Here is a 19613-nt window from a genome sequence, read left to right on the forward strand (position 1 = left end):
GAGACAATAAAATGGGATTAGAACAAACATGGCGATGGTACGGCCCCAATGACCCGGTTACATTGGCAGATATAGCAATGGCGGGTGCCACCGGTATTGTATCAGCATTGCACCATATCCCAAATGGGGAAATTTGGACCATTGATGAAATCCTAAAACGAAAGAAAGAAATTGAAACTGGCGGTCTTACTTGGTCCGTTGTGGAAAGTATTCCGGTGCATGAAGACATAAAAAAACGCACTGGAAATTTTGAAAGTTACATCACAAACTATCAGGAAAGTATACGAAATCTAGGCAAATGTGGAATTGATACGGTATGTTACAATTTTATGCCGGTTCTGGACTGGACACGCACAGATTTGGAATATGAGATGCCCGATGGTTCCAAGGCATTACGGTTTGATGCGGTAGAATTGGCAGCATTTGAATTGTTCATTTTAAAAAGGCCTGGAGCAGAATATGCCTATTCTGAAAATCAAAAGCAAAATGCAAAACAAGCTTTTGATGCAATGAGCGAAGACCAAAAATCCAAATTGATTCGAAATATTATTGCGGGACTTCCAGGAGCTGAAGAGGGTTATACCCTTGAACAATTCCAAGAGGTATTGGATACATATAAAGGAATTGGAGATAGGGAGCTACGGGAAAATCTTTATGCTTTTGTCAAGGCAATAGCATCTGTGGCCAAAGAAGCAGGGGTTTCCTTGGCTATTCACCCAGATGACCCGCCCTTTCCAATCTTTGGTTTGCCTCGTGTATTGAGTACGGAGGCGGATGCAAAAATGTTATTGGAGGCATTTAATAGTCCCGCCAATGGACTTTGCTTCTGTACAGGATCTTTTGGCGTTCGCGAGGATAACGATTTACCAGGTATGATCGAACGTTTAGGTCATCGAATCAATTTTATTCATTTAAGAAGTACTACTAGGGATTCAGCGGGCAATTTTTATGAAGCAGATCATTTAACTGGAGATGTACCCATGTTTGAGGTGATGAAATCACTACTAGCAGAGCGTAAAAAACGAATTGACGAAGGACGTACGGACAACCGAATGCCAATGCGACCTGATCATGGGCATCAAATGTTGGATGATCTATCAAAAAAAACCAATCCCGGGTACTCCGCTATCGGTAGGCTACGTGGATTGGCAGAATTAAGGGGATTAATGATGGGGATTCAAAAAGCAATGGGATTATGAGTTTTATTTCGGATAACTTTTTGTTGGAAACCTCCTATTCACATGAACTCTATCATGGGTATGCTAAACATATGCCCATTATCGATTATCATAATCACTTAGCTCCAAGTCACATAAACAACAATCATCGTTTCGAGAATATCACAGAAGTTTGGCTTTCAGAAGACCATTACAAATGGCGTGCTATGCGAACCTTTGGTATTGATGAACGATACATTACTGGTTCGGCATCAGACAAGGATAAATTCCGTAACTGGGCCAAAACAGTTCCATATACACTTCGAAATCCACTGTACCATTGGACGCATTTGGAATTGCAACGGTATTTTGATATTCCTGACTTGTTGATCGCATCTAATGCGGATTCCATTTATGAGGAGACCACCGCAATGCTTCAACAAGATAGTCATAGCACATTGGGATTGCTTCAACAGCGCCATGTCCAAGTAGTATGTACCACAGATGATCCTTTGGATTCATTACATGAACATATAGAGGCCAAACAAAAGCAACTCGGTATTGTATTGCTCCCGGCTTTCCGACCCGATAAAGCAATGGCTGTGGAAAATGGACAGTCCTTTTTGGAGTATTTGGAGCGATTAAGTGAACTGACGCATTCCATTAAATCGTTTCAGGATTATATAGATGCCCTACGCAAGCGAATTGTATTTTTTAATACGGTTGGCTGTAGATTGTCCGATCACGGATTGGATCAGCTTTACTTTTTTAACCAAGATGCTTTTGATGTTGAGCAAGTATTTAAAAAAGCTTTGGGTGCTGAGCAGCTAGCGATTGAAGAAATCCAATTTTTCAAGTTTTGCACCCTTTTGGAATTGTGCAAGGAGTACCATAAACATGGATGGGTTCAACAATTTCATCTAGGGGCATTGCGAAATAACAACAAACGTATGCTGGATCATATAGGTCCAGATGCAGGATTCGATTCTATTGGGGAATTTACCCAGGCACGAACCTTATCTGGCTTTTTGGGGAAACTGGACCAAAGTGAACAATTGGCAAAGACGATTTTGTACAATCTCAATCCGTCCCAGAATGAAGTTTTTGCTACCATGGCAGGCAATTTTAATGATGGAACGGTAAAAGGAAAGGTGCAATTTGGGGCAGCATGGTGGTATCTAGACCAATTGGATGGCATGGAAAGGCAGATCAACACACTTTCCAATATGGGATTATTGAGCTGTTTTGTAGGCATGCTAACAGACTCCCGTAGTTTTTTGTCCTTCCCACGCCATGAATATTTCAGGAGATTACTGTGCAATATGTTTGGCAATGATATTAAAAAAGGCCTGATACCAAATGATATAGGGTTTGTGGGTAAAATGATCCAAGATATCTGCTACAACAACGCTAAAGATTATTTCGATTTATCGGAACAAATAGAAGGTTTAAAAAAACAAGAGAATCTAAAGTACAACCAAAATTAAATCAACAATGGCAAAGTTAAAATGCAACATCTTATTGGGAACATTACTTATGGGACTAATTTTCGTGGGATGTTCAGAAAAGGAAAAGGATACTACACCTTGGGTGTATCTATTTGATGGCGAAACGCTAAAAGGATGGCATCAAAAAGGCGGTAACGCAACGTACGAAGTGCGTGACGGGGCAATTGTTGGTAAAACGGTGTATGACACGCCAAACTCTTTTCTAACAACGGATAGTCTTTACACCGATTTTATTTTGGAACTGGAGTATTTGGTGGACCCTTCAATGAACTCCGGAATACAGATTAGAAGTAATAGTTACCCTTACTATATGAATGGCGCCGTTCACGGATATCAAGTGGAAATTGACCCTTCAGAACGTGCATGGAGCGCTGGGATTTACGATGAAAGCCGAAGAGGTTGGCTTAATCCGCTGGTAGATAATCCAACAGCAGGTGCTGCCTTCAAACAAAACGATTGGAACCATTACAGAATTGAAGCTATTGGCGATACCTTAAAAACTTGGATTAATGGTGTGCCGGCAGCTTATTTGATTGACGACAAAACAGCAAAGGGATTTATAGCGCTGCAAGTGCATGGTATTAGCAAGGAACAAAAGGAAGGAACAGAAGTGATTTGGAAAAACGTGAGAATACTTACGGAAGACTTATCTACCTATACCAAAAAAATGGAATTGGAGCCCATTAGCACAAAAAACCAATTAACCTATCAAGAAGGTAGAAGCGGTTGGCAAATGCTGTGGGACGGTGAAACGACAAAAGGTTGGCGAGGAGCAAGATTGGATGATTTTCCAGAACAGGGCTGGCAAATGGAAGACGGTGTGTTAACGGTACTGTCGTCAGGGGGTGCAGAATCAGCGGCAGGTGGTGACATAGTTACCACTGAACTTTATGGTGATTTTGAACTTAAAGTGGATTTTAAAATCAGCGAAGGAGCCAATAGTGGTATTAAATATTATGTAAATACCGATTTGAACAAAGGACCTGGATCATCCATTGGATTGGAATATCAAATTTTGGATGACAAAAGGCATCCAGATGCCAAATTAGGGAATCATGAGGGGAGTCGTACGTTAGCGTCCCTATATGATTTGATTCAAGCCGATTTGGATAAACCAGTAAATACAATTGGTGAATGGAATACGGCACATATCATTTCCAAGAACAATCATGTTGAACATCGATTGAATGGGGTGAAAGTGTTGGAATATGAGCGTAAAAGTGATGCATATCGCAAACTCGTAAGTGAAAGTAAATATTTAAAGTGGCCAGATTTCGGTGAAGCAGATGCGGGTCATATACTGCTCCAAGATCATGGCGATTTAGTGAGCTTCAAGAATATCAAAATCAAACCAATAATAGAAGATTAAGTCATGGGAACAAGAAGGGATTTTATTAAAAAAACAACTGCAGGAACAGCTGCAATGACCATGGGGAGCGTTGTCTTTCCAAAGATGGGTTATAGGAACATTCTCGGTTCAAATGAAACTATAAATTGTGCTGTTATTGGGGTGCGAAGCAGGGCAAAGGCACATATTATTGCCATCAATGCTTTTGCCAATGCCAAGATATTGTACAATTGTGATGTAGATGACTTGATTATTGAAGAACACAATACATGGTGCCAAAACAATATCGGTTATGTCCCAAAGGTTGAGAAGGATTTTCGAAAGATACTTGAGGACAAAGATGTTGATGCCGTTTTTATTGCGACACCTGAACATTGGCATGCACCGATGTCCATTATGGCCATGGAAGCAGGAAAACATGTGTATGTAGAAAAGCCATGTAGTCATAATGCACATGAAAATACATTGCTCGTTGAAGCACAAAAGAAATATAACAAGAAGGTCCAAATGGGGAATCAACAGCGATCTGCGAGTACCTCCCAAATGGCCATCAAGGAGATTCGAGAAGGAATTATCGGGGATGTTTACAAAGGTGAAGCCTTTTATTCAAACAATAGGGGCTCCATTGGTAAAGGCAATAGTATTGAGGTGCCAAAAACCTTGGACTGGGATTTATGGCAAGGTCCAGCGCCCCGTGTAAATTACAAAGACAATATACACCCATATAACTGGCACTGGTTCCGAAACTGGGGTACAGGTGAAATCCATAACAATGGAACCCATGAAATCGATATCTGTAGATGGGCATTGGGTGTAGATTTACCAGAAACAGTAACCTCATTTGGAGGTAAATATACCTACGATGATGATTGGGAATTTGTGGATAATCAGGAAGTGACTTATGCATTTGAAGGCGATAAATTCATCACTTGGACTGGCCACAGTAGAGGAATTATGAAACCTTCAAGACCAGGAAGAGGTGTTACTATTTATGGTAGTAAAGGAAGTATTGAGTTAAGTCGTAATTTTTACAAGCTTTACGATTTAGGCGGAAATCCTATCAAATTTGAATTTGAACAATCCCAAAGTGCAACTACCAACACCCAGGGTATTGGTGGTTTGGATGTATACCATGTGGGTAATTTCTTTGATGCCATTAGGGAAGATAAAGCAATGAATGCACCAATAGCAGATGCAAGCATATCAACAATGCTTTGTCATTTGGGTAATATGGCTCAAGATGCAGGAGAAACCCTAAAAATAGACACGGCAACAGGAAAAGTTCTAAATAACGCCAAGGCCATGGAAAATTGGGGTAGGGAATATGCCAATGGTTGGGAGCCTAAAATATAGAATGATAGACTAAATGAAGCGAAGAGAATTTGTAGCAAAAAGTGGAATTGCCGCTGCGGCATTGTCCGCATCAGGCCCTATGTGGGGTATGAATACGGTTTTTGATAAGAACAGCGATGTCAGGATTGGCATAGTGGGGACCGGAGATCGTGGAGGAGGTTTGGCGCCAATCATCAATGAAATTCCAGGCATGTCTGTTACCGCCTGCTGCGACATATTGCCATTCCGTTTGGAAAGTGGTCTACAAAAAGCAGGGGGCAAAGCCAAAGGTTATTCAGATTATAGAAGTCTACTGGACGATAAAAATGTTGATGCAATATTAGTCACGGTTCCTTTTAGCGAACATGCAAAAGTTGCCACAGATGCCTTGGATGCCACCAAGCATGTTTATTGTGAGAAAACCTTGGCCAAAGGATATCAAGGCATTCAGGAATTGGTAGCTAAAGTCAAAACTTCCAAAAACATATTCCAAACCGGTCATCAATATCACAGTTCACGATTGTATACCCATGTGGTAGAGTTGATCAATCAGGGGAAAATCGGAAAGATAGTGGCCTTTGATTGTCAATGGAATCGAAATGGAAATTGGAGACGTCCCGTACCAGACCCAAAATGGGAACGTATGATCAATTGGAGAATGTATCGTGAATACTCAGGAGGTTTAGTTGCGGAGTTATGTTCGCACCAGTTGGATTTTGTGAATTGGGTCCTAAAAGCAACACCACAAAAAGTGGTAGGTATTGGCGGAATCGATTATTGGAAAGATGGTCGCGAAACCTTCGATAATGTCCAACTGATCTACAGCTATGAAAATGGGGTGAAGGCTACATTTACCTGCCTTACAGGAAATGCCATGGACGATTATAAAATCAAGGTCATGGGTGATAAAGGAACCATTATTTTAGATTATGTCAATGCTTGGTTTTACCCAGAAGGAGCTGAAGAAAAAGAACTTGGTGAAGTAGATGGTGTTTCAGGAGCTACGGTAAACTGGGTAAAAGGAAAGGGGATTCCGCTAGAAGTGGAACATTTGGATCCTAGCAAACAGGCCTTAATGGACTTTAGAGATAGCATCAGGAACAATACCAAACCCACTTCAGATATTACAACTGGAGCCAATGCAGCCGTTTGTGTACAAATGGGTCTTGATGCCATGATTGATGAACGAATAGTGGAATGGGATTTTAATTGAAAACTAGATAATCATGCCAAAATTCAGTAAAACAATTGCACTGCTGTTTTGCTTTTTTGCCGTTGTTGCCAATGCGCAACAACCAAATAAGACCAAAGTAGTACTCATTACCCTTGATGGCCTAAGGTGGCAAGAAATGTTCTCTGGTGCTGACCCTGCTTTGATTTCAAACAAAGATTATGTTCATGACACATTGCTGTTAAAACAGCTTTTTTGGAACAATGACCCAAATGTTAGGCGTAAGTTGCTCATGCCCTTTTTATGGGGTACTGTTGTTAATATGGGCCAAATTCATGGGAACCGAAACTTAGGGAGTAAAATGAATCTGACCAATTCCATGTGGTTTTCTTACCCTGGTTACAATGAGATTTTGACAGGACAAGCAGATGATAAGAGAATAGTCAGTAATGATAAAATCAATAACCCAAACACCACGATACTTGAATCCTATAACAACTTTGTTGAAGGAAATGGTAAGGTCGCGGCTTTCGGAAGTTGGGATGTTTTTCCCTATATCGTAAATGAAGAAAGGTCAAAAGTTCCAGTTAACGCAGGATTCGAGATGGCCAAGGAAAGGCCAAATGATCGCGAGCTTTTTCTGAATGTATTACAGAAACAGATTCCGAGTCCTTGGAGTTCTGTCAGATTGGATGCATTCACGCATCATTACGCATTGGAATACATGAAAAAAAATCACCCAAACCTTGTTTATATAGCTTATGGTGAAACTGATGATTTTGCTCATGAAGGGGATTATCAGGCCTATCTGAAGTCAACAAATACAACTGATAATTTCATTAAAGAGCTATGGGAGTTTACACAGACTGATGATTACTATAAAAATGAAACTGTTTTTATTATCACTACAGATCATGGAAGAGGAACTGAACCAATAAGGTCATGGAGAGATCACGGATCCCAAGTTGAAGGCGCAGATCAAGTTTGGTTAGTGGTCTTTGGAAAGAATATTTTACCAAAGGGGGAAATAGCATCGGAAAAACAACTTTTTACAAACCAAATCGCTCCAACAATAGCCAAGTGGATGGATTTTAAACTTGATGCTAAAAATGAAACGGGATCAACTTTGGAATTGGACGATTAAAATATTCGATTTGAAGTCAAATTAGTTTGAGTTAGTTTGTTAGGACCCCGCATAGTTTTGCGGGGTTTTTCATTAAATTGGACATAATATTCCATTGGAATTGATATACATTATGTTACACCTTAAACTAGGGTAGTGGACGCACTTAACGAAACTTACAGAAACATTTTTGAACCACAACTTCTTGAAGAAATTAGGGAAGTGGGTCAATTGAAAGAGTATAAAGCAGGCGAAACATTGATGGAAATTGGCAATTATATACGAAGCATGCCACTTTTACTATCTGGAGCCATCAAAATCCTGCGTGACGATGAAGAAGGTGAAGAACTACTATTGTATTATTTAGAGCGAGGCGAAACTTGCTCTGTAACTATGGCTTGTTGTATGGGCCAGACCAAAAGTGAAATCCGGGCCATTACCGAAACTGATGCACGAATGGTGATGGTGCCCGTTCAAAAAATGGAGGAGTGGATGGCTAAATATAACGGATGGAGAAGCTACGTTTTTGAAAGTTACCACAATCGTTTAAACGAGTTATTACATACAGTGGACAGCATTGCGTTCAAGAAGTTGGACCAACGATTAGTGGAATATCTTAGAAAAAAATCAGAGGTCACCAAGGACAATAGCATTCATAGTACACATCAAGAAATTGCACATGACCTACATACCTCTAGAGTGGTGGTTTCCCGTTTGCTTAAAAAACTTGAAAAGCTGAAGAAGTTGAAGCTACATCGAAACCATATTCAACTCTTGGAATTATAAGATTGTGTCCTTGGTTACATAAATTCAGCAATGGACTAACTACTTTTGCACTAAACCATAAACAATGTTGGCTCGTTATTTTCCCATCTTAAAATGGATTCGGACATACAATCGTGGCATACTTCTGAGCGATGTATCAGCAGGAATCACCTTGGGAATAATGTTGGTGCCTCAGGGAATGGCTTATGCAATGATTGCAGGATTGCCTCCTATTTATGGGCTTTACGCCGCTTTGGCACCTCAGTTGGTCTATGCACTAACGGGTACGTCCAGACAATTGGCAGTTGGACCCGTAGCCATGGATTCTCTTTTAGTTGCGGTTGGGATTGGGGCATTGAATTTGATATCGATTGAGGCGTATATTGCTGCAGTTCTCTTATTGAGTTTTATTGTCGGCGCAATTCAATTGTTGTTGGGAATCTTTCGAATGGGATTCTTTGTCAATTTCCTCTCTAAACCCATTATTAGTGGTTTTACCTCTGCCGCCGCAATTCTAATCGGGTTGGGTCAATTAAAACATATATTGGGAACGGAATTCCCTCAATCCAGCAAGATTCATGTGCTGTTGGCAAATATTTGGGAGAGCATTTTCCAACTTAATGGCTATGCATTGCTTGTGGGACTATTGGCGATTGCAATCATTGTGCTTATGGGTAAATTGAGCAAACGAATACCCGTAGCACTATTGATCGTGCTATTGGGAATCGTAGCGGTTACCTTTTTTGGTCTGGAAGATCAAGGTGTTCCACTTGTTGGCGAAGTACCCAAAGGATTGCCTTTCTTTCAGCTTCCAGATTTTCAAATTGTGGAAATTGGTAAAATTATGCCCATTGCCATTACCGTAGCACTTTATGGGTTCATGGAAGCCATTTCCATAGCCAAGACCATAGAGGAAAAACATCCGGAATATGAAATTGAGCCCAACCAGGAACTTCGTGCGTTGGGGATGTCCAATTTGTTAGGGTCATTGTTTCAATCTTTACCTGTATCTGGTAGTTTCTCCAGAACCGCAGTTAACGATCAATCCGGAGCCAAGACTGGAATGTCATTGATTTTTGCGGCACTGTTTATTGCGGTAACCTTACTCTTTTTAACGCCATTGTTTTATAACCTACCAACTGCAGTGCTCGGTGCCATTATTATGGTTTCGGTGTTTGGTTTGGTAGATTTTAAATATCCATTGACCTTGTGGAAGCATAGAAAAGACGAGTTTGTTCTACTTCAAGCTACTTTTTTCCTAACACTTTTTGTGGGCTTGATCGAGGGGATTCTATTGGGGGTATTGTTTTCGCTATTGCTGTTGGTTTATCGCACATCCCTCCCCCATATAGCAGTTTTAGGGAGAATCAAAGGAACCGACTATTTCAAAAATATAGACCGATTTTCAGAGGAAGTTGAAGTGGATGAGGATAAACTGATCATACGTTTTGATGCGCAACTTTATTTTGGGAATAGAGATTATTTTAAAAAACAACTTTACTATCACATCGATGCAAAGGGCCCCCAGCTTAAATATGTGATTTTGAGTGCTGAACCTATCAATTATATTGATAGCAGCGGGGTGGCAATGTTGGAGCGAATAGTAAAGGATTTAAAGAGTAAAGAAATAGAATTTTTGGTAACAGGTGCTATAGGTCCCGCGCGGGATATCTTTTACAGTAGTGGATTGATTCACAGTATTGGAAAAGAGAATATGTTTGTGCGCATGCCTGAGGCTATTGCCTATTGTACCAACCATAAAGTCCAGGACAAAATTCAAGAACGCTTAACGTTCCAGTCCAAAAACACCCCTTTGTAACATGAGTAACAATGGGAACGGGAAAACTAGCGTATTTTTGACTAAAATTTTAAAAGATGAAAATAGAACAAATATATACCGGATGCTTGGCGCAAGGTGCCTACTATATTGAAAGTGAAGGAGAAGTTGCGATTGTAGATCCCCTTCGTGAGGTGGAACCCTATATCAAAAGGGCAAAGGAAGATGGAGCCACCATCAAGTATATTTTTGAAACACATTTTCACGCGGATTTTGTAAGCGGCCACGTAACCCTTTCCAAAGAAACTGGAGCGCCTATTGTTTATGGGCCATTGGCCAATCCATCCTTTGATGCGATTATCGCAACAGATGGTCAGGAGTTTAAGCTCGGAAAACTTACCATTGAGGTATTGCACACCCCTGGTCATACTATGGAAAGTACCACCTATTTATTAAAAGATGAAGCAGGAGAGGACCATGCCATTTTTAGTGGTGACACACTATTCTTAGGTGATGTAGGTCGACCTGATTTAGCTCAGAAGGCTGCAGATATGACGCAAGAAGAGTTAGCAGGAACTTTGTTTGATAGTCTTCGAAATAAAATTATGCCATTAGCTGATGAAATCATTGTATATCCGGCACACGGTGCAGGTTCTGCATGTGGTAAGAACATGATGAAAGAGACTGTGGATACTTTGGGGAATCAGAAAAAAATGAACTATGCCCTAAGGGCCAATATGACCCGAGAAGAATTTATAAACGAGGTTACAGATGGTCTATTGCCACCACCACAATACTTCCCCTTGAACGTGAAAATGAACAAGGAAGGATACGAAGATATTGACGTGGTACTGGAAAGAGGAACGCAAGCCTTAAGTCCTGAAGCATTTGAAGCTGTCGCCAATGATACGGGTGCGGTGGTCTTGGATGTACGACATCAACAAGATTTTGCCGAAGGTCATGTTCCTAGATCCATCTTCATTGGACTTGGAGGAAGTTTTGCGCCATGGGTAGGTGCTTTGATTGCAGATGTAAAACAACCCATCTTACTTATAACCCCTGAAGGAAAGGAAGAGGAAACCATTACGCGATTATCCCGTGTTGGGTTTGATGGTACTCTTGGGTATCTAAAAGGAGGTGTTGCTGCTTGGAAGGCAGCAGGTAAGGATTTGGATACGGTAAAAAGTATCAATGCAGATACCTTTAAAAAGGAACTTGAGGCGAAGATTCCAGTGTTCGATGTTCGAAAAGAGACAGAGTTTTCAGCGGAACATGTTGAAGATGCGCATTTAACACCCTTGGATTTCCTAAACGATCATTTGGCCGAGTTCCCTTCCGATGAAACTTTTTATATCCACTGTGCTGGAGGATATCGCAGTATGATAGCGGCTTCTATCCTTAAAAGCAGGGGGATTCATAATCTAGTAGATATCGCGGGAGGTTTCAAAGCCATTAAAGAAGCCGGAATTCCAGTGACTGATTTTGTATGTCCAACCACCTTAAAATAGGAGATTTCAGATGTTGAAATATTGTTTGTCCTTAGTTTGTGGTTTGTTGATGCTTTCTTGTCAACCCAAAGAGAAAAGCACAATTACCAAAATTGACAAACAGACGTTGATTGAAAACGCTTTGGACAAGGATGTGCAATTGATAGATGTACGGACGCCACAAGAATTTGCAGCTGGCAGCATAGGACAAGCCATAAATTTGAATGTCAACGACGCCAATTTTTCGGAGTTGATATTGGATTTGGACAAAGAGAAACCGGTATATCTATTTTGCAAAAAAGGAGGACGAAGTAATCGTGCAGCACAAATCTTCAAAGAAAACGGTTTCACGAATATCTATGATTATTCCGGCGGTTACGATGATTGGGTCAAATCAGGGAAATAGAAAAAAATGACAACAAAAATTCAGGTGCAGAATTTAAAATGTGGAGGATGTGCACATACCATCAAAACACGTTTGTTGGAATTGCCAGGAATAACTCATGTTGAAGTTGATTCAGAACTATCTGAAGTTGAATTGGGTTATTCAGAGGAGCAAGACATGGCATTGGTCATAGCTAAATTAAAAACACTCGGCTATCCAATCAACGATGAAGAAAATGGTGTTTTGACCAAGGCAAAATCATTTGTTAGTTGTGCTGTAGGACGGTTTGGTAGCTGATTTTCAATCCGTTTTGGATTTTCTGAATCCATGGAACAATTGTCGCCAAAATCCTTTTGGCATGGTCTCGTCACCTGGATATCCCAATCTAATAGTGCCACTATCTTCAGGAATGTGGTTTGTGCTAAAAAGATAATCCCAAACACTAAGGCTTATGCCAAAATTCACTCCAAAACTATTTTTGGGGAGTATGTATGAATGGTGGTATAAATGCATAACTGGATTGTTGAACACATACTTTAAAGGGCCATAAGTTATTTTGATATTGGCGTGGTTAAGATGGCCAATGGCAATAGCAATAAAATGAACAATAAACGCCTGCTCTGGTTCAAATCCACCAAGCAGCATAACTCCAAATGTCTTCAGAGGTTTATATAGGATGTTCTCCATCCAATGATAACGCAAGTGCGCGGCAAATCCCATTTCCTTTACACTGTGATGTACTTGATGAAATCGCCATAGTACCGGAAACCGATGCAGCATTACGTGGGTGAACCACTGTACAAAATCAAGTACAATAAAGAATACAATCAATTGTAGTGCTAAAGACCAAGAGGAAATGTCTATTAGTGCAAGACTTTTGGCAGTAATCCCAATTTTACCAAATAACAATTCCAATACCTTGTAAACGCCGCTTATTACAATGGCAAAAACAAAAAAGTTGAAGAACATATAAAACCCATCCAACCAAAAGTCCTTCCTAAAAGTAGACTGATCCTTACGCCATGGAAAAGCGATTTCCATTAACCAAACGGCAATTGATATCAGAATCAACCCCCAAAAGTAATTGTTGTACCAAGGGACTTGAAACAAGATGGATTTCCAGGTCCATTGGGCCGTACCTATAAAACTATTTACAAATGCTTCAATAAATTCCATATCCAATAGTTATTCCAATGTGTACCATTCTGTTTGGTCGAGATTTTGTCGTCGTCCTTTTGCAGTTGGCGCATAGTTTTTGGCCAAGTAGGATAAAATCAGTTCTTCATTGTTGCCCAAATCCCAAAGGTTTTGGGTATCCTGCATCCAACGAATAGTCGCTTCCCAACCTTCCCTGCTCATCCTGTTTTGGGTAACTAATTTTGCAGAATGGCAGTTGGTGCAATTTTGAATCGTCGCCTCCATTCCTTCATCCACAACAAAACCTGTATCCAAATGAATCCCATTTTCAATGGCTTTATAAGTGCCCTCGGATTCTTGTTCCTGCTCAACAATGGATGTTGCAGTTTCTGGATTATTGGCTAAATAGAACAATCCACCAAAGAAAAACACGATCAAAAGCAAAAACAGGAATAGTATTCCGGTAAGTGATTTTACTTGTTGGTCAAATTGCTCCATTTATACCACCTTTACAGCAATTCGATGACACGCGTTATTGAGGTATCCTTTTGGATTCCATCCAGGTAATACCATGGGTTGGCTTTTACCATTTTGGTCGGTGGCTCTAGCCCAAATTTCATAATAGCCCTTTTTTGAGAAGGAAATTGCAGCATTAAAATGCTGCCATGCAAGTCTATTTGCAGGTTTTTTTAGTTCACAAACATTCCACGTGCTACCAAAATCCAAAGAATACTCCATGCGGGAAACCTCAAGTTCTCCCGCCCAGGCATGTCCATTGATGTTTATTCGTTGTCCTAACTTTAGCAATGCGCCGCTTTTTGGATAAGTAATCAATGATTTTACAGGCATTGACTCAATTATGCACATGTTTGATTTATCCACTTCGGTACCTGGTGCAACAGTTTCACAAGGAACCCGGTATGAAGATCCTCCCATTTTAGCCCCATCATGCACTTTGTTACGAATGCTTATTTTGTTGATCCATTTACCTGAAGCTGAAGCAGGCCATCCACCACATACCAAGCGTAAAGGATAACCATGTGCCAAAGGAATGTCATTTCCGTTCATTTGAAAAGCCAATAAAGTTTCCTCTTGCATCGCTTTTGTCAGCGGAACACCTCTGGAAATTGGTTCTTTTGTCGGGTCACCACTCAAATGGGTATCAGCTGCATGATAGCCAATATATACTGCATTTGATGAAATGCCCAAATCATTAAGAACATCTCTAAGGCGTACACCGGTCCAATTGGCGCAAGATACCGCACCAACAGTCCATTGGTTTCCTTTTGCGGGGGGATTGAATTCGCTACGCCCATTGCCACCACACTCAAGCGTTAATTGATAGGTATAGTGTTTGAATTTACTCTTTAGTTCAGCTAATGAATAGGTTTTAGGATTTGCCACCGCTTCTCCATCAAAGGTCAAAGTCCAGTTTTCTGCATCTATATTTTCAGGGATTTTCCCATTATTCCGAATGAACATGTATCTGTTCGGTGTGATTGCATCATTCAGTAAATGGGCCCGGGCCTCCATATTCCAAGGCTTGTCATTCAGTACCACCATCTCCTTATCCTTGTTGAACAATTTGAAGGGGTCGGTGTTTTGTAATGCCAATGGCACATAATCCTTAGGCATTAAATGACCATACACTATGGGTGTCCCCAAAATGGTTCCTAGCGTTCCAAGGCTAACCCTTGCTGCAAAATCACGTCGTTTCATTCCAGAAATATTCAAAACTAAAAATAGTATAAATAAATGCATGCCAATGTAACCCATGTTACCAATTTGGATGTTGACATGATTTAGTTTTGTCTAAGGTTGAATGATAATCAGGTTTAAAGCGCCAAATGCTTGAACATGATTTCGTTTTTTGATTGGTTATAGGTCATATGCCCTGGTCTCTGTGGCCAGGGTATGTTCTTGCCAAAAATTGTAACTTGAGATAAATCATAAAATATAACAAGGGGCTCCGTTACATTTGACAATAATATCCAAAATAGATACATATGTTTACTTCAATTCCATTGGTTGCTTGGGAAAACGGTATTTGGATGATAGGATTATTTGTCCTTGTAGTCATCGTTCTTATAGTTTCCGTTTTAGCTTTAATGAACAGCGGGAAAAAATAAGACGCGTAGGCGCTCTTCAAATTCCAATACATCATGATATATGAACCATGGCCATGGTATGTATCAGGACCATTAATTGTTCTGGTAATGGCAATCTTATTGTTGATGGGCAAGCGTTTTGGCATGTCCTCCAATTTGGAAACAATGTGTACCATAGGTGGTGCCGGAAAGATTTCCGATTATTTTAAAACCAATGTAAAATCCAAAAGCTGGAGCTTATTAGTGGTTTTAGGAGTTGTTTTTGGAGGCTATTTGGGGTCAAATGTGTTAACGAATAACAAAGGAGTCGCCATCTCGGAAATGACCATTTCCATGTTAAATGATTTGGGGTTCTCCAGCGCAGGAAAGGCCTATCTTCCATCCGAACTTTTCTCAACTTCAAGTTTGTCTGATCCGTTTACAGTATTGCTTCTTTTGGTTGCCGGTTTTTTGGTTGGATTTGGAGCTAGATATGCGGGTGGTTGTACTTCCGGACATGCCATTTCTGGGTTAAGCAGTTTGCAATTACCCTCGTTGATTGCCGTAATCGGCTTTTTTGCAGGCGGATTATTGATGGTTCATTTCTTTTTTCCTTTACTCTTTGGCTCATGAAAAATATAGCATTCTTTTTTGTAGGAACTTTTTTTGGTATCGTACTGATTAAGTCCGAAGCGGCATCTTGGTTCCGCATTTATGAAATGTTCCAATTTGAGTCGTTTCACATGTATGGGATAATTGGCTCTGCGGTTACCTTGGGTATACTTTTAATGCAAATTATCCAAAGGGGAAAAGTAAAATCCATCTCAGGAGAAGAGATTTCCGTAGCTCCCAAAAAGAAGACGTTTAAGGCAAATGCAATAGGTGGACTCATGTTTGGTTTAGGATGGGCTTTGGCAGGTGCTTGTCCCGGGCCAATGTATGCTTTGGCCGGTGCAGGATTTATTCCCATATTGATTGTATTGTTTGGAGCCTTGATTGGTGCATTGAGCTATGGACTTACAAAAAGCAAGCTGCCGCATTAGCACGAGAATCACAAAAAATCATATTTTTGCTATCCACTTTTGGAATCTGGCCCCGTAGTTCAATGGATAGAATAGAAGTTTCCTAAACTTTAGATGCAAGTTCGATTCTTGCCGGGGCTACTTTTTTAGTCAACTATTTTTTCCCAATGTTTTTTCAGTGATACGCCAATACTTAGCATCAACATGATTGCCACCAGTACATAAATGAATGTGGGAATTGGAATAGGATCTCCTGTGGCATAACTGTGTAGCCCGGTAAGATAGTAGTTGACTCCAAAAGAAGTCATGATAATGGACCAGAATGCGAACATACTTGCACTATTGAAAACCAAATAATTATTGAGCTTTGGTACAAATCTTAAGTGTAGTACAATGGCATAAACTATGATGCTTATCAAAGCCCAGGTTTCCTTTGGGTCCCAAGCCCAATAACGTCCCCATGATTCATTGGCCCAAACCCCACCCAAAAAAGTCCCAACGGCTAGCAAGAACAATCCGATTGTCAAAAGCAATTCGTTCATATAGGTCAATTCCAAAATATGCTTTTCAATTTTTACATGGTTTTGTTTGTTCTTAAAAAGGAACAGTATTAAAGCCATCATACCCAATACGGCACCAAGTGCAAGTGGTGCATAACTACTAACTATGGTCGCAACATGTATTTTCAACCAATAAGATTTCAATACAGGCATTAAATTGGTGATCTCCGGATTCAACCAATCCAAGTAGGAAACAAAAAGTAATGCTCCAGAAAACAAAGTAGCCAAAGGCAATGCAAATATTGATTTCCTAAAACTCAACAAACCGGAAAAGAGGAGGGCCCATGATACAAAAACGAGCATTTCATATCCGTTACTCCAAGGTGCATGTCCAGCTATGTACCATCTTAAAATGAGATTGCCACTCAATACTAAGAATGCAACAAGAACGAGCAAGAAAAATAGATTCCAAACCAAGGATATCCATTTTTTGGAGGTCAGGACCTTAACAACTGACAACAATAAAAGGATTCCGCCAAGACTAAAGAAGGCCTGAAACATCCAAAAATTGATATTGAGTTTATTGTACCATAGCTCTGCGTTCAGTTTTTGTTCTGAAGGTACAATGGCTTCGGCCAGCGTGTTCTGATATACATGGATATAGGATAGTTTTTCTGCCGCCGATGTATAATTTTGGTTGATGATATCACTAAAATACAAGGGCATAATACCTCGTGCGAATTGTGCATCTTCAGTTGGGAAATCATTAAAATGATACGTATGTGTAAACCAAGTGTTGTTTGGGTCGTTTTTATTGGGAAACAGCTTTAGATAGTTTCCAGAAAGTACATTGAACAGGATGTTGAAACGTTCATCTACTTTGATCAATTCTTTATCCGTCTCGTTTCGTTCCGCTGGTTTCTTTTGATTGGCCAATTCCACTTCACGTGATAATAGATAATTGCCATCAGAATCTAAAAAATCACCGAAGGCATACAGTTTTGATTTGGTCTCTGATAGCTTTGGTAAATGTTCAGCCAGTTTATCCTTGTCCATTTTGATAATTGGTAAATCACGCCAATCATTTGGGGCAGTGTGCATGGCCAGGAAGGCCTGATCTGCGGTCCATTTTTGGTTCTGTACCATCAAATAGGGCTTGCCCGATAGTTTTCTTAAGAACTCAGAAGCCAGGGTGTTGATTGGTTTTATACGTCCATCCAAGTCTTGCACAAAAAGTTGACCGAATGCCTCAGCATGCCCTTGGTCAATCAGAACTATCTCATTTTGATTTTCTACTTGCGCGTATGCTGAAAAAGATGCAAGAAATAGAATACCTAAAACTGCATTCTTTTTCAATTTCTTCAATTTGGAACTGATCAATCTAAACCTTGAAGTTCTACCAAACAAGGTAAACAGCATACCAATACCCATGAATAAATACCCTAAATAGGTAATCCATGTACCCAGAGCGTCTTTATTTACGGCCAATACCGTTCCTAGCTCATCGGTGTCATAACTGGCCTGATAAAATCGATAACCGCTATGATCTAGAACATTGTTCATGTAAATTCGGTACGGTATGGTATTATTGCCATCTAGGATTTCGACTTCACTGGCATAAGAAGACGGGCTTGAAGAACCAGGGTAGCGTTCCAGCTGAAAATCAGTAAGTCTTAATGCGAAAGGGAGAACAATGGAATCCGCTCCATAAGATAGGCTGAGTTTCCAAGTGTTCATATCCAACGTATGGGTAGTGGCGATAAAACCGTTTCGATATAAAAGATTTGCAGTTTTTTCTTCCGAACCATATTGAACCCTTACTTGTAGCACGTCATCTTTTAATTCATCATTATCCTTGGGTTGCTCCTGGGCGGATATCAAATCGATTTTACCTTGTTTGTGGAAGGTGTTGGGTACAAAAGAGACATCGTGCCATCGGAATAGGGTCTTTAAATGTATATTCTGAATGCTGTCCTTAGCAATTCTTCCCGCATTTTGGGAGGCCATAATGAAGAAATCCAAATCATCTGGACTCATGATCTTAAAAATACCAGACTCCTCATAAATGTTTACGGCGGAGCGATTATTGGATTCGAAACCAATCAAATGTTGATGCGCACCAATGGCTTCAACTTCACCTTTTTTCAGAATAACCGTCTTTTTTTCTGAGCCATCTGAAATTACCACTTCCAAAAGAGGTTCACCTTCCTTATGATCATCAACCACAACGGCTTCTGCATCAATCAAATAATCCAAATAGGATATAGATAAGGTTTTTCCCTTGTACGTTTCCTTGATTTCAAAAGTGTTATCGCCTTTGAGAGATAGGTCGAGTTCTTTTTTTATGATTTTATTGTCCTTGTCATCGGTAAGTTGTGCTGTCAGGAAACTAGCGTCAGAAATGATATGGTTGCTTGAATTGCCTTCTCGAATTCGCATGATACCACTTTCGGAATGATATCGGGTAATTGCGGCTCCGATTAGTATTAAGATAAAGGCCAAATGAAACATAAGGATAGGCCACTTTACTTTGCGCCACAAACGATATTTTGAAATATTGAAGAGAAAACAAACCCCAAGTCCCAACATGACCAATTCAAACCATAGCGCATTGTACACCAATTTCCAGGAAGTGGGAATGCCAAAGTCATTTTCTATAAACGTAGCCACACCCATAGACACGGCAAATACCAATAAAAGCAGTAAAGCCAGTATTGGTGAAGAAAACAAGCGGTACATTCTGCCCATAGCCTTTTACACTAAAATTAGAGTGGATTAAAGTAAAAACAAAGGTCCATCTGGTACGCACTTCAA

17 protein-coding genes and 1 tRNA gene are annotated in these 19613 nt (G+C 40.2%); 14 read left to right on the top strand and 4 right to left on the bottom strand.

Annotated elements, in window-relative coordinates:
* The first annotated feature begins 11 nt into the window (after window positions 1–11).
* The 11 genes from uxuA (at window position 12) to M3P19_RS10930 (ending at window position 12350) form a co-directional block, all read left to right on the top strand.
* Entirely contained in the window at window positions 12–1199 is a 1188-nt protein-coding gene (uxuA, locus tag M3P19_RS10880) for a mannonate dehydratase (RefSeq protein WP_249657695.1), read from the top strand.
* Window positions 1196–2644 (top strand): glucuronate isomerase, encoded by a 1449-nt coding sequence (gene uxaC, locus M3P19_RS10885; RefSeq protein ID WP_249657696.1) that lies wholly within the window; start codon window positions 1196–1198, stop codon window positions 2642–2644. Before uxuA ends, uxaC begins: the two co-directional genes overlap by 4 nt.
* A 7-nt stretch (window positions 2645–2651) precedes the next feature.
* Entirely contained in the window at window positions 2652–4034 is a 1383-nt protein-coding gene (locus tag M3P19_RS10890; protein WP_249657697.1) for a 3-keto-disaccharide hydrolase, read from the top strand.
* Window positions 4035–4037: 3 nt separating this feature from the next.
* Complete coding sequence (locus M3P19_RS10895; protein WP_249657698.1) at window positions 4038–5366, top strand: Gfo/Idh/MocA family oxidoreductase; 1329 nt, start codon at window positions 4038–4040, stop codon at window positions 5364–5366.
* Between the two features lie 13 nt (window positions 5367–5379).
* Window positions 5380–6558, top strand: coding sequence for a Gfo/Idh/MocA family protein (locus tag M3P19_RS10900; protein ID WP_249657699.1), 1179 nt, complete (start codon window positions 5380–5382; stop codon window positions 6556–6558).
* 13 nt (window positions 6559–6571) lie between these two features.
* Window positions 6572–7660, top strand: coding sequence for a sulfatase-like hydrolase/transferase (locus tag M3P19_RS10905; RefSeq protein WP_249657700.1), 1089 nt, complete (start codon window positions 6572–6574; stop codon window positions 7658–7660).
* A 135-nt stretch (window positions 7661–7795) separates the two neighbouring features.
* Window positions 7796–8425 carry a Crp/Fnr family transcriptional regulator gene (locus tag M3P19_RS10910; RefSeq protein ID WP_249657701.1) on the top strand — a complete coding sequence of 210 codons (630 nt, stop codon included), beginning with the start codon at window positions 7796–7798 and terminating at the stop codon, window positions 8423–8425.
* 64 nt (window positions 8426–8489) lie between these two features.
* Complete coding sequence (locus tag M3P19_RS10915; RefSeq protein WP_249657702.1) at window positions 8490–10223, top strand: SulP family inorganic anion transporter; 1734 nt, start codon at window positions 8490–8492, stop codon at window positions 10221–10223.
* Between the two features lie 56 nt (window positions 10224–10279).
* Window positions 10280–11689 (top strand): MBL fold metallo-hydrolase, encoded by a 1410-nt coding sequence (locus tag M3P19_RS10920; protein WP_249657703.1) that lies wholly within the window; start codon window positions 10280–10282, stop codon window positions 11687–11689.
* Between the two features lie 10 nt (window positions 11690–11699).
* Window positions 11700–12074 (top strand): rhodanese-like domain-containing protein, encoded by a 375-nt coding sequence (locus tag M3P19_RS10925; protein ID WP_249657704.1) that lies wholly within the window; start codon window positions 11700–11702, stop codon window positions 12072–12074.
* A 6-nt stretch (window positions 12075–12080) separates the two neighbouring features.
* Window positions 12081–12350, top strand: coding sequence for a heavy-metal-associated domain-containing protein (locus tag M3P19_RS10930; RefSeq protein ID WP_249657705.1), 270 nt, complete (start codon window positions 12081–12083; stop codon window positions 12348–12350).
* A gap of 3 nt (window positions 12351–12353) precedes the next feature.
* Here the strand turns inward: M3P19_RS10930 and M3P19_RS10935 are convergent, their stop codons facing one another.
* The 3 genes from M3P19_RS10935 to M3P19_RS10945 are packed head-to-tail and all read right to left on the bottom strand — an operon-like array spanning window position 12354 to window position 14909.
* The gene (locus tag M3P19_RS10935) at window positions 12354–13229 is read right to left on the bottom strand and encodes a sterol desaturase family protein (protein WP_249657706.1); all 876 of its coding nucleotides are present in this window, start codon (window positions 13227–13229) and stop codon (window positions 12354–12356) included.
* A 9-nt stretch (window positions 13230–13238) separates the two neighbouring features.
* Entirely contained in the window at window positions 13239–13688 is a 450-nt protein-coding gene (locus M3P19_RS10940) for a monoheme cytochrome C (RefSeq protein WP_249657707.1), read from the bottom strand.
* Window positions 13689–14909, bottom strand: a complete 1221-nt coding sequence (locus M3P19_RS10945) for a sulfite oxidase (protein ID WP_249657708.1) — start codon at window positions 14907–14909, stop codon at window positions 13689–13691.
* A 443-nt stretch (window positions 14910–15352) separates the two neighbouring features.
* Here M3P19_RS10945 and M3P19_RS10950 point away from each other — a divergent pair, with 443 nt between their 5' ends.
* From M3P19_RS10950 to M3P19_RS10960, 3 genes are all read left to right on the top strand, one after another.
* Window positions 15353–15910, top strand: coding sequence for a YeeE/YedE family protein (locus tag M3P19_RS10950; RefSeq protein WP_249657709.1), 558 nt, complete (start codon window positions 15353–15355; stop codon window positions 15908–15910).
* Window positions 15907–16320: a DUF6691 family protein gene (locus M3P19_RS10955; RefSeq protein ID WP_249657710.1), complete on the top strand. Its 414-nt coding sequence runs from the start codon at window positions 15907–15909 to the stop codon at window positions 16318–16320. The genes M3P19_RS10950 and M3P19_RS10955 overlap by 4 nt, the downstream gene beginning before the upstream one ends.
* A gap of 48 nt (window positions 16321–16368) precedes the next feature.
* Window positions 16369–16440: transfer RNA gene (locus M3P19_RS10960), tRNA-Arg, on the top strand.
* A 5-nt stretch (window positions 16441–16445) separates the two neighbouring features.
* Here M3P19_RS10960 and M3P19_RS10965 read toward each other — a convergent pair.
* Entirely contained in the window at window positions 16446–19547 is a 3102-nt protein-coding gene (locus M3P19_RS10965; protein WP_249657711.1) for a cytochrome c biogenesis protein, read from the bottom strand.
* Window positions 19548–19613: the final 66 nt, after the last annotated feature.

Source organism: Flagellimonas spongiicola, assembly GCF_023502425.1.
In the GTDB taxonomy this organism is placed as follows: Bacteria; Bacteroidota; Bacteroidia; order Flavobacteriales; family Flavobacteriaceae; genus Flagellimonas; species Flagellimonas spongiicola.

Coding starts and splice junctions, on each gene's coding strand:
- M3P19_RS10950 (WP_249657709.1), top strand. CDS start 15,353: ATGATATATGAACCATGGCCATGGTATGTATCAGGACCATTAATTGTT.
- M3P19_RS10955 (WP_249657710.1), top strand. CDS start 15,907: ATGAAAAATATAGCATTCTTTTTTGTAGGAACTTTTTTTGGTATCGTA.
- uxuA (WP_249657695.1), top strand. CDS start 12: ATGGGATTAGAACAAACATGGCGATGGTACGGCCCCAATGACCCGGTT.
- M3P19_RS10925 (WP_249657704.1), top strand. CDS start 11,700: ATGTTGAAATATTGTTTGTCCTTAGTTTGTGGTTTGTTGATGCTTTCT.
- M3P19_RS10930 (WP_249657705.1), top strand. CDS start 12,081: ATGACAACAAAAATTCAGGTGCAGAATTTAAAATGTGGAGGATGTGCA.
- uxaC (WP_249657696.1), top strand. CDS start 1,196: ATGAGTTTTATTTCGGATAACTTTTTGTTGGAAACCTCCTATTCACAT.
- M3P19_RS10940 (WP_249657707.1), bottom strand. CDS start 13,688: ATGGAGCAATTTGACCAACAAGTAAAATCACTTACCGGAATACTATTC.
- M3P19_RS10900 (WP_249657699.1), top strand. CDS start 5,380: ATGAAGCGAAGAGAATTTGTAGCAAAAAGTGGAATTGCCGCTGCGGCA.
- M3P19_RS10965 (WP_249657711.1), bottom strand. CDS start 19,547: ATGGGCAGAATGTACCGCTTGTTTTCTTCACCAATACTGGCTTTACTG.
- M3P19_RS10915 (WP_249657702.1), top strand. CDS start 8,490: ATGTTGGCTCGTTATTTTCCCATCTTAAAATGGATTCGGACATACAAT.
- M3P19_RS10935 (WP_249657706.1), bottom strand. CDS start 13,229: ATGGAATTTATTGAAGCATTTGTAAATAGTTTTATAGGTACGGCCCAA.
- M3P19_RS10905 (WP_249657700.1), top strand. CDS start 6,572: ATGCCAAAATTCAGTAAAACAATTGCACTGCTGTTTTGCTTTTTTGCC.
- M3P19_RS10920 (WP_249657703.1), top strand. CDS start 10,280: ATGAAAATAGAACAAATATATACCGGATGCTTGGCGCAAGGTGCCTAC.
- M3P19_RS10945 (WP_249657708.1), bottom strand. CDS start 14,909: ATGAAACGACGTGATTTTGCAGCAAGGGTTAGCCTTGGAACGCTAGGA.
- M3P19_RS10890 (WP_249657697.1), top strand. CDS start 2,652: ATGGCAAAGTTAAAATGCAACATCTTATTGGGAACATTACTTATGGGA.
- M3P19_RS10895 (WP_249657698.1), top strand. CDS start 4,038: ATGGGAACAAGAAGGGATTTTATTAAAAAAACAACTGCAGGAACAGCT.